Here is a 15,833-nt window from a genome sequence, read left to right on the forward strand (position 1 = left end):
AAAAAATTTGGCTATGTTTGCCTAAGGCGTGTGAAATTAAAAAGAAATCACTTAAATACTTCATAAAAATAGGGGCTTTCATCAACTTTTAACCATACATTAACAGCGTAAGTATGAATTAATTTTCAATTTGCACCTCTGTTTAGATCAAATCAGACCTATACCCAAAAATGCAATAAAACTTATGGAAGAAAATACTTCAGTTGACATTAGCGTAGTAAACGAAAAGATTTCCCAGGAAAGCGCTTTTATAGACTTATTGATGTTGGAAATGAACAAGGTGATCGTAGGCCAAAAACACATGGTCGAAAGATTGCTTATAGGTCTCTTAGGTCAGGGACATATTTTGTTGGAAGGGGTGCCCGGACTTGCGAAGACGCTTGCAATCAACACCTTGGCCAAGGCCGTAAAAGGAAGTTTTAGCCGGATACAATTTACCCCCGACCTTTTGCCTGCCGATGTCGTAGGGACATTGATCTACAACATTAAGGAAAATGATTTTTCGATAAAAAAAGGCCCCATTTTCGCAAACTTCGTTTTGGCGGATGAGATCAACAGGGCCCCTGCCAAGGTGCAATCGGCCCTTTTGGAAGCCATGCAGGAAAAACAAGTGACCATCGGGGATGAAACCTTCATATTGGACAAGCCTTTTTTGGTCATGGCCACCCAGAACCCGGTTGAGCAAGAAGGTACGTACCCCTTGCCCGAAGCGCAGGTCGACCGTTTTATGCTAAAGACGGTTATTGACTACCCGAAAATGAACGAGGAACAACTGATCATGCGCCAAAACCTTTTAGGTGCCTATGAAACGGTAAACCCGGTGATAACCACCCAACAGATCTTAAGTGCCCAAAAAGCAGTACGGGAGGTCTATATGGATGAAAAAATAGAAAAATACATTCTTGATATCGTTTTCGCCACCCGTTATCCCGAAAAATACAATCTTGAAAACCTTAAACCCCTGATCAGCTTTGGGGCCTCGCCACGTGGTAGTATAAACCTAGGCACCGCTGCCAAATGCTTCGCTTTCATAAAACGTAGGGGCTATGTCGTTCCTGAGGACGTAAGGGCCGTAGTACATGACGTTCTTCGGCATAGGATAGGCATCACCTATGAGGCCGAAGCGGAAAATATCACTTCTGAGGAAATCATCAACAAAATAGTGAACGAGGTAGAAGTTCCATAAATAAGCATACAGTATATAGTAGCCGAGATGGTTCTTCTTAGCCTTGGCCGAATGAATTATTCCAGAATGTTTATTGCTGTTTACCCTAAAAATGGATACCAAAGAATTATTAAAGAAAGTTCGTAAGATCGAGATCAAGACACGTCGATTGTCCGATCACATTTTTGGAGGGGAATACCATTCCACTTTCAAAGGAAGGGGTATGACATTCAGTGAGGTAAGGCAGTATCAATTTGGTGATGACGTCCGAAACATTGACTGGAACGTCACGGCAAGATATAACGAACCCTATATTAAGGTCTTCGAAGAAGAACGGGAACTTACCATGATGTTGATGGTAGATGTAAGTGGATCTGAATTTTTTGGGACCACCAATCAGTTCAAAAAAGAAATCATCACTGAAATTTCCGCTACTTTGGCCTTCTCTGCCATGCAGAACAACGATAAGGTGGGGCTCGTGTTGTTTTCCGATGAGGTTGAGCTCTATATCCCCCCTAAAAAAGGAAAGTCCCATGTATTGCGCATTATCAGGGAATTATTGGAATTCAAACCCAAAAGCAATAAAACCAACATTGCCGAAGCCTTAAAATACCTCACCAACGTAATGAAGAAGAAAGCCATTGTATTCGTGCTTTCCGATTTCATTGATGACGATTATGTAAAAACCCTGAAAATTACCGGTAACAAGCATGATGTTACGGGTATTCGCGTTTATGACGATCGGGAAGAGAACTTGCCGAACTTGGGCATGGTTCAAATGCAGGATGCCGAAACAGGAGCCATACAGCTGATCAACACCCAATCAAAAAAGGTTCGTATGGCCTATGGGGAACACCACAGGCAACGTGTGAATTATTTTCAAGAATCCTTCACCAAGTCAGGGTGCGGGGTATTGAACTGCAGGGTAGACGAGAGCTATGTGAAAAAATTATTGGGTTATTTTAAAAGAAGAGGATAAGTGGGAAGTACGAAGTACAACATACAAAGTACAGGTTTAATGTCGCAATTCATGCGATATATGGTCATATGCCTTTTTTTAATGGGATTTTCCATTCATGGTAGTGCACAAAACGTTCCAGTAATAAAATCCGGGGTTGATACTACCTTTATAAAAATCGGTGATCAACTCAAATTCAAGGTATCGGTTGAAGTCGATTCCACCGATATGGTCATCTTTCCGGAGGGGCAGACTTTTTCCCCCTTGGAAACCGTCGAGGCCTTTGCAACCGATACGACCCGAAAAAAGGATAGGATCACCTTGTTGAAAACCTATGCCCTTACCCAATTCGATTCAGGATCGTATAAATTACCGGCCCAACGGATCGAAATAAACGGGAAAGCCTTTTTTACGGATTCCCTACGTGTGGATGTAGCCACCGTCCCCGTGGATACCACGGCGCAAAAAATGTATGACATTAAACCTTTGATCCAAGTAGAGAAGGTCAATTCGGGCTGGTGGAAAATACTTTTGATCATTTTGGCCATTTTGGGAGTCGTTGCAGGCCTGTTATACTGGTTCGTATTTCGTGCGAAACCCTTGACCGAAGAAGAGAAAGTGGCACAACTGCCCCCTTATGACCGTGCGCTTCTGGAATTGAAAAAATTGGACAATTCGAAATACCTTATCCAAGATGAGTACAAACAATACTATTCCGAATTGACGGATATCGTCCGTTCTTATTTGGAAGAGGATGCCAATATCTCGGCCTTGGAAAGTACTACCGACGAGTTGATCGACAAGTTGGAATTGTTGAAGGATGCCGGCGAGCTCGATTTGGAAAAGGACACCATCAACCAGTTCAAGAATATTTTGAAAACTGCGGATCTGGTCAAGTTCGCCCGCTCCAAACCTCCGACCAATGTAGCGCTACAGGACCGAAAGATAGTAGAACAAATTGTGGTGAAAACGCATGAAGCGATACCGGAACCCACCATGGAAGAGCTCATGGCCCAAGAGGCCTATAAAGAAGAATTGGCCCTAAAACGCCAAAAGAAAAAGTGGAAACTTGCCGGTGCTGCCGCTATAGGTGTAATCTTGATTTCCGCCGCAGTCGTTGTAAATTATTTCGGTGCGACCCAAATTTGGGATACCGTAACAGGCAACCCTACCAAAAGTCTTCTAGATAAGGAATGGGTGGCCAGTTCCTATGGATATCCCCCGATAATCATGGAGACCCCCGAGGTATTGGTGCGCCAAAAAGTTGCGATTCATGCAGAGGCCCAAGCGAACATCAAGGAACTCCAGTCCTTTTTGTTCAGTGATAGTGAATCGCTCTTGACCATTGCTGCCTCATCGACCACTTTTACCCAACCCGCCGAACCCGAGTTTGAAAAGAGCATTGAACAGCTCTTAAAAAGTTTCGAGGCGAAAGGGGCGAAAAATATAATTACAAAACAGGAGGAATTTGTCACCCTTTCAGGGGTCAAGGGACTAAAAACCTTTGGGGACGCCCAATTCAAATCCCCGGATTCCAATACACCGGTCGATGCAAAATATGCCATTATCAGCTTTGGAGGACAAGGATTTCAACAACAGGTATTGCTCACTTGGGAAGATGGGGATACCTATGCTGAAGAAATCATAAACCGGATATTGAGTACCCTGGAAGTTAAAACAGAAGTTTAAATGTTAGAGAATATATCCTTTGCGAATCCAGAATTTTTTTGGTTGCTTTTATTGCTTCCACTGGCCATTCTTTGGTATTTTTTTAAACGGAAGGAATTATCGGCGATCCTAAAGATATCGAGTACGCAAGGTTTTTCAAATGCGGGGATCCTACCCAAGCTGAAACCGCTCCTGTTCCTGTTCAGACTATTGGCTTTGGCCGCTATCATCGTTGCCATGGCAAGACCACAGACCGAGGATATATCAACCCGTACGAAAACGACCAAAGGGATCGATATTGTTATGGCCATCGATGTATCCTCAAGTATGTTGGCAAGGGATTTGAAACCCAACAGATTAACGGCCCTAAAGGAAGTGGCCGCGGATTTTATCAAAGAAAGACCGAACGATAGGATCGGTCTTGTGGCCTATGCTGGGGAAGCTTATACCAAAACACCCATAACCAGTGATAAATCCATCGTGCTTAATTCCCTTCGTGAAATTACATACGGCCAATTGAACGATGGTACGGCAATTGGTATGGGACTTGCCACTTCGGTAAACCGCCTAAAGGAAAGCAAGGCCATCAGCAAGATCATTATCCTCTTGACCGACGGGGTCAATAATTCCGGGTTTATCGAACCTCAAACGGCAGCCGATCTGGCCGTGGAATACGGTATAAAAACCTATACGATCGGTCTCGGCACCAATGGCAATGCACTATCCCCGATCGCATACAATGCAGATGGCTCGTTCAGATACGGTATGCGGCAGGTAGAGATAGATGAGAAACTGTTGGAAGAAATTGCCAGTGCAACGGGAGGCCGTTATTTTAGGGCCACCGACAATGAAAAATTGGAGGCTATCTATGAGGAAATCAACAAACTTGAAAAAACCGAAATAGAGGAGTTCAAATATTATAAATACGAAGAAAAATTTCGTTCGTGGGTATTCTTGGCAGGCGTGCTGTTGTTATTGGAATGGTTGTTGCAAAATACCCTTTTTAGAAGTTTTATATAGCTTATGATCCAATTAGACGAAAAAATATATTTCTATCTTCTAGCCATTATCCCGATAATGGTGGTCTTGTTCGTCTTTCTTCAGATATGGAAAAAACGAACACAGAAAAGGTTTGCCGACACCTCATTGCTCAAGCGCTTGACGCCCAATAGATCCAGGTTTAAATCATATGTTAAGTTGATCTTCTTCTTATTAGGAATCACCTTTTTGACCTTGGGACTGGTAAATCCTAAAATCGGGACCAAATTGGAAACGGTAAAACGCGAAGGGGTCGATATTGTTTTTGCGGTTGATGTTTCCAAAAGTATGTTGGCAGAAGACATTGCCCCCAACCGTTTGGAAAAGGCCAAGCGTTTGGTCTCGGAAATCATCAACCAATTGGGAAGTGATCGCATCGGAATTATTGCCTATGCCGGACAAGCCTTCCCACAATTGCCCATCACGACCGATTATGGTGCTGCAAAAATGTTTTTGCAAAGCATGAATACCGATATGCTCACCTCACAAGGAACGGCCATTGACCAAGCCTTGGGATTGGCTACGACCTATTATGACGATGAAGAACAGACCAATCGCGTATTGTTCATAATCTCCGATGGGGAAGACCATTCCGAAGGTACCACCTCACAAGCGGTCGATGATGCGGTGGATGAAGGCATACGTATTTTTACCATAGGGGTAGGAAAAAGTAAAGGGGCACCCATTCCCATTAAAAGAAACGGGGTAGTCGAAAGCCTGAAAAAAGATTCCCAAGGTGAGGTAGTCATCACAAGACTCAACGAAGAGGTCCTTCAGGAAATCGCCAATGCCGGTAACGGACAATATATAGATGGGAGCAACACGAGTGAGGCCGTAGAGCAAATAAAGGACATCCTTATGCAAATGGATAAAACGGAATTTGAAGCCAAACAATTTTCCGAATATAAAGATCAGTTTCAATGGTTTTTAGCGGCAGGGCTTTTGTTTCTGTTTTTAGATGTTTTTATATTGGACAAAAAAACCAAATGGCTTAAAAAGTTGAATCTTTTCAATGAATCCTAAAAGAAACAGCATCTTATGAACAAGTATGTACTTTTATCGTTTTTTGTTTCTTTCATCTCTTTTGCCCAAGATGCCAAAGAGGATAAGCTGAAAGAAAAAGCACGTATTGCATCCACCAATCTTACGTGGGAGGGGAACCAAGACTTGTCTGAAAACGATTTTGTCTCTGCTGAAGTGGATTATCGGAAGGCTATTGCAAAGAGTGGGGAGAACAGTACGGCACCTTATAACCTGGGGAACGCCTATTACACTAATGAAACATACAGTGAAGCCTTTGGAAGGTTCAAACAGGCCGGGGAACTGGCGACCGCCAAAGAGGACAAACATAAAGCCTACCATAATATGGGCAATGTCTTTATGAAACAAAAAGCCTACGAAAAGGCCGTGGAAGCTTATAAGGAAGCCTTGCGAAACAATCCCAAAGACGAGGAAACCCGCTATAATCTGGCATTGGCAAAAGAACTTTTGAAACAACAACAGGACGAACAGGACCAAAACGACGAAAATAAGGATAACCAAGATCAAAAGGACAACCAAGACCAAAAAGACAACCAAGACCAAGACCAAAAGAACGAAGGCGACAATCAGGAGGATCAAAAAGACAAGGACGATAGCGATAAGAAAGATCAAGGAGACGAAGGGGATAAAGGAGACGAAAATAAGGAGGACAACAAAGAAGGTGATGGCGATGAGAAGAAGGAGGATCAAAAAAAACCTGAACAAGGCGATCAACCTCAAGAACAAGGCCAACAAGAACCCAGACCCAATCAACTTTCCAAGCAGCAGATCCAGAATTTGCTAGAAGCCATGCAGAATGAAGAAAAGAAAGTTCAGGAAAAGATCGATGCCAAAAAGGTAAAAGGAGCAAAAGTTAAAAATGAAAAGGATTGGTAATGGTTAAGGGTATTAAATATTACATATCATTGTTTCCAGTATTGTTCATGGCTTTTGTGATGAATGCCCAAGATGATGCCGTGACTTTTGAAATGAACCTTAGCAAGACAAAACTTGGGATCAATGAGCGACTACGTGTCGAATTCACCATGAACAAGGATGGCGATGATTTCACACCTCCCGATTTTAATGGTTTTAAAGTACTGATGGGTCCTTCACAGGCCATTAGTTCTTCATGGGTAAACGGGGTACGGTCCTACTCAAAAACCTATTCCTATACCTTGGCCCCAACGGCTCGGGGGGAGTTCACCATAAAACAAGCCTCCATAGTCATCGATGGCCAAGTGTATAAATCCTTGGCCAAAACCGTTGAGGTGACCGCAGCGGTAGAAAACCCCAATGAGGTGAGCTATGATGACTATGCCGATGACAACCTGCACCTAGTGGCAGAAATATCAAAAACCGATGCTTATATAAACGAGGCCATAAGTGTGGTCTACAAACTTTATGTGAGTCCGTCTATAAGGGTCTCCAACTATCGACCCATGGACAACCCTACCTACAACAATTTCTGGAGCCAAGACATTCCCGTACAACGGTTAAATGCTGAAAACGGCACCTACAAAGGGAAGAATTATCGTTATGTAGTTTTAAAGCGCGTTGTATTATATCCCCAAAAATCGGGAAAACTGGATATAGAACCCCTTTCCCTTGATGTCACTGTAGAGGTACCGACGGACAAACGCGATTTTTTCGGTGGCCGGGTATATACCCAGATCAACAAAACCGTTTCAGCGGGTAATCGTACCATTACGGTAAAAGCACTGCCTACTGCCGGCAAACCCGCCAATTTTGGAGGAGCCGTAGGCGATTTTGATTTTTCGGTCTCTACCAGCAAAACCCATTTAAATGCCTCCGAATCGCTACAGGCGATTGTAGAGGTCAAGGGTCAAGGAAATTTAAAATTGTTCCAATTGCCCACCCCCGAATTACCAAGTTCGTTGGAGGTTTATGACCCCGAACACAACGAGGAGGTGCGAACCAATTTAGCGGGCATGCAGGGCAAAATAAATGATAGTTATACCATAGTTCCCTCCTACAAGGGCAAATATCCGGTACCCAGCATTTCCTTCAGTTATTTCAATCCTAAGACGGAGTCTTACCATACGATCGATTCAGAGGAAATACTGATCAATGTACTTGAAGGGCCCACCAATTCATCCAACGTCACCAACAATTCCCCCGTAAATTCGAAACAGACGGTAACAACAACGGGAAATCAATTCAATTTCATCAAGTTAAACCCAAATCTTACGGCCATTGACAGCAACTACTTCTTTGGGTCCAAATCATTCTATCTTTGGTTGACGCTTCCCTTATTGCTGATTCCATTGTCCATTGTGTTCCGTAAAAAACGTGATGCCATCGCCGGTGATGTGCAAGGCAATAAAATCAAAAGGGCCAATAGGTTAGCGCGAAAATATCTGTCTGAAGCCAAAAAAACCCTCGGCCAAAAGGATGCTTTCTTTATCGCGATGGAAAAAGCCTTACACAATTACCTTAAGGCCAAATTAAAGATTGAAACTTCAGAATTCAGCAAGGATAAAATCACGAGCTTATTGACCCAAAAAGAAGTCGATACAGACACCATAGAAGGCTTTATCTCATTATTGAAAAATTGTGAAATGGCCAGATACAGTCCATTTTCAGATGTACAAATGCAAGAGGATTACGACCGGGCAAGTAAAATCATCTCAAATCTCGACAAACAATTATAGACAATGAAAAAGGTACTTTACATCATTGTAGTATTCATAGGCTTCATCGGGACTGCCCAAAATGATGAACTCTTCAATAATGCGACGGAAGCCTATAATAAAGGTGAATACGATAAAGCGATCGAACTTTATACCCAAATTTTGGATAATGGACAACATTCCGCTTCGGTCTATTACAATTTGGGAAATGCCTATTATAAATTAAACCATATTGCCCCAAGCATTTACAACTATGAAAAGGCGTTATTGCTTGCCCCAAATGACCCGGAAATAAAGCACAATCTTTCTTTTGCACAAAATATGACCCTCGATGCCATCGAAGTAATGCCCAAAACGGGACTTGGGAGAATTTACAAATCCGTAACGGGATTATTTACCTTTGATCAATGGAGCTATATTGCCGTAATTTCCTTGCTTTTATTTGTACTATTATATATCGCTTTCTATTATTTCAGGTACTCCCTGTACAAACGTATTGCATTCATATCGAGTATCGTGGCCTTATTCATAATGGCTACTTCACTCGTTTTCGCTTTTGTGCAATACAACGATTTTATGGCCGACCAACCTGCCATCGTATTCGATAGTGAAGTGCAGATAAAGGCCGAACCCAATATGGGGAGCCAAGCGATATTCCTATTGCACGAAGGAACCAAAGTCAATGTCCTCGATGAGTTGAACGAATGGAAAAAAATCAGGATCGCCGATGGTAAATCGGGATGGCTTACCTCAAAAAGTATCAAATTATTGAAAAATTTTTAGTACTTCCTTAACAATCCACAATAGTAATACTATTATATTTGTGATAAATCACTATTGAATGGATAGGTCATACCTGCTTTTTGCATTACTTGTTGTTTGGGTAATGGCCATACTGGCCCCTCCTATCATTACACTTATGAATGATGATGGCAATACCGTGATTTCAATGAATCTAAACGAAGAAGAACAACAGGAACTGGGCAAAAAGAACGTTGGCGATAAACCGATTCTTGATAACGATACTTCGGGGGCCTATCTCCTTGCCCTCTTTCACCCATTAAAAGCATATGATTCCTACCTTTTAGGGAAGTACGACCTACAATCGGAAATTGTGCTGCCCCCACCGAAACTTACCCTTTAATTTTTTTCTTCTTAACACGCGGTTTATATTACCTCCAAAAATAATATTAGAGAGGTCCTCTATATATGTTTATAGGGCAAAACCCCGTATTAATTCAATAAAAAAACCTAATTTTATTAGGAATATTACTGATTTTACACCTAAATAATTTACACATTATCAAAATAAAACGAAAATGCAAATAAAAAACGTATTTAAAAACAACGAGAAATGGATTAAGGAAAAATTAGCTGTTGATTCCAATTTCTTTGATGAATTGGGCAAAGGCCAAAAGCCCGAGTTGCTGTATATCGGCTGTTCAGACAGTAGGGTAACCGCCGAAGATCTAATGGGTATGGGCCCAGGTGAAGTATTCGTTCACCGTAATATTGCCAATATGGTCATCAGTATCGACCTTAACGTTATGTCGGTGGTCAACTATGCCGTGGACCATCTGAAGGTAAACCACGTTGTGGTTTGTGGCCATTATGGTTGTGGAGGTGTAAAGGCCGCGATGCAATCTGCCGATCTTGGCATATTGAACCCCTGGCTGCGTAATATCCGCGATGTATACAGGATCCATAAGGATGAACTGAATAAAATTAAGGATGAGGATAAAAAATACGAACGCTTGGTCGAACTCAATGTTCAAGAGCAATGTGTAAACCTAATAAAGACGGCAGCTGTTCAGAAAGCATACCGGGACCACGGATTAAAAGTTTACGGTTGGGTGTTCGATATACATACAGGCAAACTCATAGATCTGAAAATAGATTTTGAGGGAATTCTTGAAAATATCATGGAAATATATCATTTGGATTAACCCGGTCCGTCCACATATAATGTAGCGATCTTTTTCACTTGGGCCTTGGTCCAAGACCAAAAACACATGTAGGGTATATGGGAGGCTACCTTATCGTAGGACTGCACCCTATACCCTTATAACCATACAAAATATTCTTTATGAAAAACTTTTTTTCAAATTTTAAAGGCGACCTATTAGGCGGTATCACTGCAGGGATCGTAGCTTTGCCCTTAGCCCTGGCTTTTGGGGTAAGTTCGGGTTTAGGTCCCAGTGCCGGACTTTACGGAGCTATCTTCATTAGTTTTTTTGCCGCACTTTTCGGAGGTACCAATACACAAATATCTGGCCCAACCGCACCGATGACCGCCGTCAGTATGGTCGTCATAGCCGGTATCATCGCCATCTATGACGGTAGTGTGGAAAAAGCGCTTCCCGCCATTTTAACGATTTTTCTATTGGCAGGTCTAATGCAAATAGGATTGGGGTTTCTGGGTATAGGTAAATATATCCGATACATTCCATACCCCGTCGTATCAGGATTCATGACCGCCATTGGGGTCATTATATTGATCACACAGATTTTGCCTGCTATTGGTTATTACCCTAAGGAAGATGAATCATGGGTAACCCCTTTTAAACCACAGGCAGAGGAATTGATCCTGGAAAACATCCTTAGGGAGGAAGCCGGAGAAGGTATTCTCGTATTGGAAAATTTCAAGGAGACCATAAGACGTTCCAATGAAGTAACCGATGAAACCATCCTTGAAGAAGCAAAAACCCTAGCGGCCAAGAATGCTTCGGGCGTCATGGGTGCCTTAAAAGTCATGCCGAATGCCTTAAGGCAAATAGATTGGTTGGAACTTGGCCTTGCCCTAGCCACGATTTTCATCATCTATGGATTTAAACGTATTACCACCGCCGTACCCAGTACATTGGTCGCGCTGCTGTTGGTGTCCGGTGTGGCCTATGCCTTTGGCCTTGATTATAGGACGATTGAAAAAATCCCGGAAGGGTTTCCCATGCCCAACCTTGAGATTTTCACCGAATTTAAAATGGGGGCGATATCCCCGTATATTTTCACGGCCTTGACCTTGGCCTTATTGGGCGCCATCGATTCCTTATTGACTTCCGTCGTTGCGGATAACATGACAAAGACCAAACACAAACCGAACAAGGAACTGGTTGGACAGGGAATCGGAAATACGATAGCGGCCATTTTCGGGGGTATCCCCGGTGCAGGAGCAACTATCCGTACGGTTGTGAATATCAATTCAGGGGGGAAAACAAAATTGTCCGGGATGATCGCCGGTATATTACTCTTGGTCATTTTATTGGCCATGGGACCCATTGCCTCCCAAATACCGGCAGCGGTCTTGGCAGGTATCCTGATAACGGTTGGCATCGCGGTTATGGATTATAAAGGATTGAAAGCCATCCCCAACCTTCCTAGAGACATCAGTGTCGGCCCAATAAATTTGAGTTCCGAGGTTTTGGTGATGCTTGTTGTATTGGTGTTATCCACCGTTTGGAATTTGGTATACGCCGTTGGTATCGGTTTGATCATCGCTTCTTTGATGTTCATGAAAAAAATCGGTGATCTAACCGCCGAACGTTCCGATGTTAAATCCTTGAACGATGAAAAAGCATGGGCCGATGAGGCCATTTTTCCCAAAGAACTTAAAGAAGAAGTATTCATTAAACATATTAAAGGACCGTTATTTTTTGGGACAACCAGCGATTTTCAAGCACTGGCGGACCAAATACCGAAAACGGCCTCCTATGTCATTATCCGTTTGGATCGTATGCAGTACATGGACCAATCGGGTCTTTATGCCATGGAAGATGTACTACAGGAACTGAACAAAAACAATGTTACCGTGCTCTTTACTGATTTACAAAGGCAGCCGAGATATATGATGGAACGCATCGACATTATCCCGGATTTCATTCCCGAGGAACATATTTTTGAGGATTTCAACCAATGCACCAACTGGATCAAGGAACATGTAGAGGATCGGTATTAGGATATGTAAACGCTTTATACAATCGTGCCTTGGGTAAAGGCACGGTTTTTTTTATTGATGAAATGCATACTCCAAACCGTATAATATTTTAAATTTGCCCCTTACTTATAGATTATGATCGATAAAATAAAGGAACATATTTCAGAAGTTGAAAAATTCACCGCTGACACCAAGGAAGCCATTGAAGCCTTTCGAATAAAGTATTTAGGGAAAAAAGGATTGTTGAATGAATTTTTCGCAGAGTTTAAAAATGTACCCAACGATCAGAAGAAGGAGTTTGGGCAAACCATCAACACCCTTAAGCTCAATGCCACCGAAAAAGTGAACCTACTTAAGGAGGCCTTGGAAAGCAAAACCGATGAAGCTGGTAAGTATGGCGATTTGACCCGCCCTGGAGAAGCCATGGCCTTAGGCGCCAGGCACCCCATTTCCATCGTTAAAAACCAAATTATCGATATATTTTCGAGAATTGGTTTCAACGTTTCCGAAGGCCCTGAGGTAGAGGATGACTGGCACAATTTCACGGCTCTGAACCTGCCGGAATATCATCCTGCCAGGGATATGCAGGACACTTTTTTTATACAAACCGATCCCGATATCCTATTACGTACCCACACCTCATCGGTACAAGTACGTTATATGGAGAACAACAAACCCCCCATTAGAACCATATCACCGGGCCGTGTATACCGTAACGAGGCCATTTCCGCTCGCTCCCATTGCTTTTTCCATCAGGTGGAAGGATTGTATATTGATAAGGACGTTTCTTTTGCCGACTTAAAGCAAACCCTGCAATTCTTTACTACGGAGCTTTTTGGAAAATCGAAGATACGATTACGCCCCTCTTACTTCCCATTTACCGAACCCAGTGCCGAAGTTGATGTTTATTGGGGGCTTGAAACCGAGACCGATTATAAGATGACCAAGGGTACCGGATGGTTAGAGATCATGGGTTGCGGAATGGTAGATCCCAATGTTCTTGAAAATTGTGGAATCGACTCTAAAGAATACTCCGGTTTTGCCTTTGGAATGGGTATTGACCGAATTGCTTTATTACTACATCAAATTTCCGATATCCGATTATTGAGTGAAAATGATGTCCGGTTTTTGGAACAGTTCAAAAGCACGCTTTAAATTACCTTTTGAAAAAGGATATTGAAATACCGGTTGCAAAAGACGTGTTTATAGCGTTGATCCATGAATGGAACGATGACTTCATGGCCAAAAAATGGAATGCTTATATCCTTAATGATCGCGCTACACCGATAGAGATGGTCCTAGTGGTATCCAAAGGATATGATCAAGATCGTAAAACCTCGACCATGAGGCGTTCGATTACCATGATGGCTGCCAAATCATATGCCAAAATAGAACTTGTACAGGACGATGTACTTGAATTGAACAACGAATTTTTTGTCACCTTCTTTGCCGACGGAAAATTATTTGAGAGAAAATTCCTTTTCGGGAAAAATACCGTTGACGAAAGTCTTTCGGTGGACATTCCCATAATCCACAAACCCGGAATATTGGGGCAATAGTTTCCGTTTTCGGAGCCATACCTTATACCCGCTTCCTGATTTTCCCATTATGGGATAAAGTAACTCCCCAGTTCCAATGATGAACTTTATGCTTTTCCTCGCTTTAACAAAAAATTAATTTCGTTTGGTTTGGTTAGTTCCGAACTAACTGTATATTTGCATCCTTAAATCTTGACATCATGGACAAGGAAACACATAGAAGGGAACTTATAGAGGATTTAGGTATTCATTTTGAAAATGAATATTCCTTAGCCCCTCTATCTGCCCGCATTTTTGCCTCGTTGGTTATGACGGAAGAAGACGGGTTGACTTTTGACGATTGTTTAACAAGACGAGGAGCAAGTAAAAGTTCAATATCAACCTCGCTCAATCTTTTATTACAGATGGGCTTTATTAAATATTTTACGAAATCGAAGGATAGAAAACGATACTATACGTTAGCCGAAAAGGATTCCTTTATGGTTAAAAAATTAACCAGAGCACTCAAACAGCTGGAGAATGAAGAGAAAATAATGGCTAAAGTAACGGCCTACAACGAGAAATTCAATCCTGAAAAATTCAAATCGACCCAAAAAATGAAAAACATATATCTGACCTGTTTAAAGGAAAATAAAGATATTTTCCAAAAGACCATAGATCAACTCAACGCTTTAAAGGAATAATTTTTTTAACCAATAAGTTCGTTTTGTACCGAACTTTCCGAATTAACAAAAACATCAGTATAAATATCACATCCATTTCAATATGAAAAAAATTGCAACAATCGGTTCACTTAGTCTATTGGCACTTTTAAGCTCCTGTTTCGGAAAAGTACCCAGTACGCAAGCAGCTTCCACAATACCGGCCCCCAGTTTAAAGGTTACCGCGTTGAATAAGAAAGATATCACCGTTTTCAACGAATTCTCAACCACTCTTGAAGGCAAACAGAATGTGGAAATTTGGCCAAAAGTTTCTGGTTTTATACAAGACATATATGTAGAAGAAGGACAGAAAATAAAAAAAGGGCAATTATTGTTCAAACTGGAGACACAAACCTTGAACCAAGATGCGAATGCGGCCAAAGCTGCCGTAAATGTGGCCCAAGTGGAGGTAAATAAATTACGCCCTTTGGTTGAAAAGGATATTATAAGTCCGGTACAGCTGCAAACTGCCGAGGCACAGCTCAATCAAGCCAAAAGTAATTACGACCGCGTACTATCGGATATCAATTACTCCAAAATCACAAGTCCGGTAGACGGTTTTATTGGAGAAATACCCTATAAAACAGGGGCTTTGGTAAGCTCTTCCATGCCCAATCCGTTAACTACGGTTTCCGATATCAGCGAGGTACGGGCATACTTCTCCTTAAGTGAAAAAGAATTGTTGAAGTTTAAGGAATCCATTCCTGCAAACAGCAATAACCGATTCAATTTTGAAAATGCCAATGACGTTAAATTGGTCATGATCAATGGGGAAGAATATCCTGAGCCCGGTAAAATTGCCATGATAAACACCATTATCAACAGTACGACCGGAAGTGCCACTGCCCGTGTGGATTTTAAGAACCCAAACCATCTATTGACAAGCGGTAGTACGGGTAAAATAAAAATACCTTATCTGTATAAAGACGCTTATGAAATTCCACAGGCGGCAACCATTGACCTGCAGGGTACTAAATTGATATTTATTGTAAAAGAGGACAATACCATCACTACGAAACCCATAAACATCCTTGCCAACACCCAAAAGGGATTTATCGTTAAGGGTGGTCTGGAACCGGGAACGACCATAGTAACCGAAGGTGTCTCAAAATTAAGGGATGGAATGACCATCAATCCCATCAAATAAAATAGTTGATCAA

Annotated in this window: 15 protein-coding genes; all 15 read left to right on the forward strand. The window is 42.0% G+C overall.

Features of this window, described 5'->3' with window-relative positions; translation table 11 throughout:
- The first annotated feature begins 184 nt into the window (after window positions 1-184).
- Window positions 185-1,186 carry an AAA family ATPase gene (locus PHU20_RS14970; RefSeq protein ID WP_274826198.1) on the forward strand — a complete coding sequence of 334 codons (1,002 nt, stop codon included), beginning with the start codon at window positions 185-187 and terminating at the stop codon, window positions 1,184-1,186.
- A 91-nt stretch (window positions 1,187-1,277) separates the two neighbouring features.
- A complete protein-coding gene (locus tag PHU20_RS14975) occupies window positions 1,278-2,144 on the forward strand; it encodes a DUF58 domain-containing protein (RefSeq protein ID WP_274826199.1) in 867 nt (288 codons plus the stop codon).
- 51 nt (window positions 2,145-2,195) lie between these two features.
- A complete protein-coding gene (locus PHU20_RS14980; RefSeq protein WP_420828682.1) occupies window positions 2,196-3,812 on the forward strand; it encodes a hypothetical protein in 1,617 nt (538 codons plus the stop codon).
- Window positions 3,813-4,811 carry a vWA domain-containing protein gene (locus PHU20_RS14985; protein WP_274826200.1) on the forward strand — a complete coding sequence of 333 codons (999 nt, stop codon included), beginning with the start codon at window positions 3,813-3,815 and terminating at the stop codon, window positions 4,809-4,811. It abuts the gene before it with no gap.
- 3 nt (window positions 4,812-4,814) lie between these two features.
- Window positions 4,815-5,852: a VWA domain-containing protein gene (locus tag PHU20_RS14990; protein WP_274826201.1), complete on the forward strand. Its 1,038-nt coding sequence runs from the start codon at window positions 4,815-4,817 to the stop codon at window positions 5,850-5,852.
- 15 nt (window positions 5,853-5,867) lie between these two features.
- Complete coding sequence (locus tag PHU20_RS14995; protein WP_274826202.1) at window positions 5,868-6,746, forward strand: tetratricopeptide repeat protein; 879 nt, start codon at window positions 5,868-5,870, stop codon at window positions 6,744-6,746.
- Window positions 6,746-8,524 carry a BatD family protein gene (locus PHU20_RS15000; protein WP_274826203.1) on the forward strand — a complete coding sequence of 593 codons (1,779 nt, stop codon included), beginning with the start codon at window positions 6,746-6,748 and terminating at the stop codon, window positions 8,522-8,524. Before PHU20_RS14995 ends, PHU20_RS15000 begins: the two co-directional genes overlap by 1 nt.
- Window positions 8,525-8,527: 3 nt before the next feature.
- The gene (locus PHU20_RS15005; protein WP_274826204.1) at window positions 8,528-9,286 is read left to right on the forward strand and encodes a tetratricopeptide repeat protein; all 759 of its coding nucleotides are present in this window, start codon (window positions 8,528-8,530) and stop codon (window positions 9,284-9,286) included.
- Between the two features lie 58 nt (window positions 9,287-9,344).
- Entirely contained in the window at window positions 9,345-9,647 is a 303-nt protein-coding gene (locus PHU20_RS15010) for a hypothetical protein (RefSeq protein WP_274826205.1), read from the forward strand.
- Between the two features lie 175 nt (window positions 9,648-9,822).
- Window positions 9,823-10,449, forward strand: coding sequence for a carbonic anhydrase (locus PHU20_RS15015; protein WP_274826206.1), 627 nt, complete (start codon window positions 9,823-9,825; stop codon window positions 10,447-10,449).
- 140 nt (window positions 10,450-10,589) lie between these two features.
- Entirely contained in the window at window positions 10,590-12,455 is a 1,866-nt protein-coding gene (locus tag PHU20_RS15020) for a SulP family inorganic anion transporter (protein ID WP_274826207.1), read from the forward strand.
- Between the two features lie 114 nt (window positions 12,456-12,569).
- A complete protein-coding gene (gene pheS, locus PHU20_RS15025) occupies window positions 12,570-13,589 on the forward strand; it encodes a phenylalanine--tRNA ligase subunit alpha (protein ID WP_274826208.1) in 1,020 nt (339 codons plus the stop codon).
- Window positions 13,590-13,597: 8 nt separating this feature from the next.
- Window positions 13,598-13,993: a hypothetical protein gene (locus PHU20_RS15030; RefSeq protein WP_274826209.1), complete on the forward strand. Its 396-nt coding sequence runs from the start codon at window positions 13,598-13,600 to the stop codon at window positions 13,991-13,993.
- Between the two features lie 179 nt (window positions 13,994-14,172).
- The gene (locus PHU20_RS15035) at window positions 14,173-14,655 is read left to right on the forward strand and encodes a GbsR/MarR family transcriptional regulator (protein WP_274826210.1); all 483 of its coding nucleotides are present in this window, start codon (window positions 14,173-14,175) and stop codon (window positions 14,653-14,655) included.
- Window positions 14,656-14,737: 82 nt separating this feature from the next.
- Window positions 14,738-15,820 (forward strand): efflux RND transporter periplasmic adaptor subunit, encoded by a 1,083-nt coding sequence (locus tag PHU20_RS15040; protein ID WP_274826211.1) that lies wholly within the window; start codon window positions 14,738-14,740, stop codon window positions 15,818-15,820.
- Window positions 15,821-15,833 lie beyond the last annotated feature (13 nt).

Source organism: Maribacter polysaccharolyticus, assembly GCF_028882255.1.
Lineage (GTDB): Bacteria > Bacteroidota > Bacteroidia > Flavobacteriales > Flavobacteriaceae > Maribacter_A > Maribacter_A polysaccharolyticus.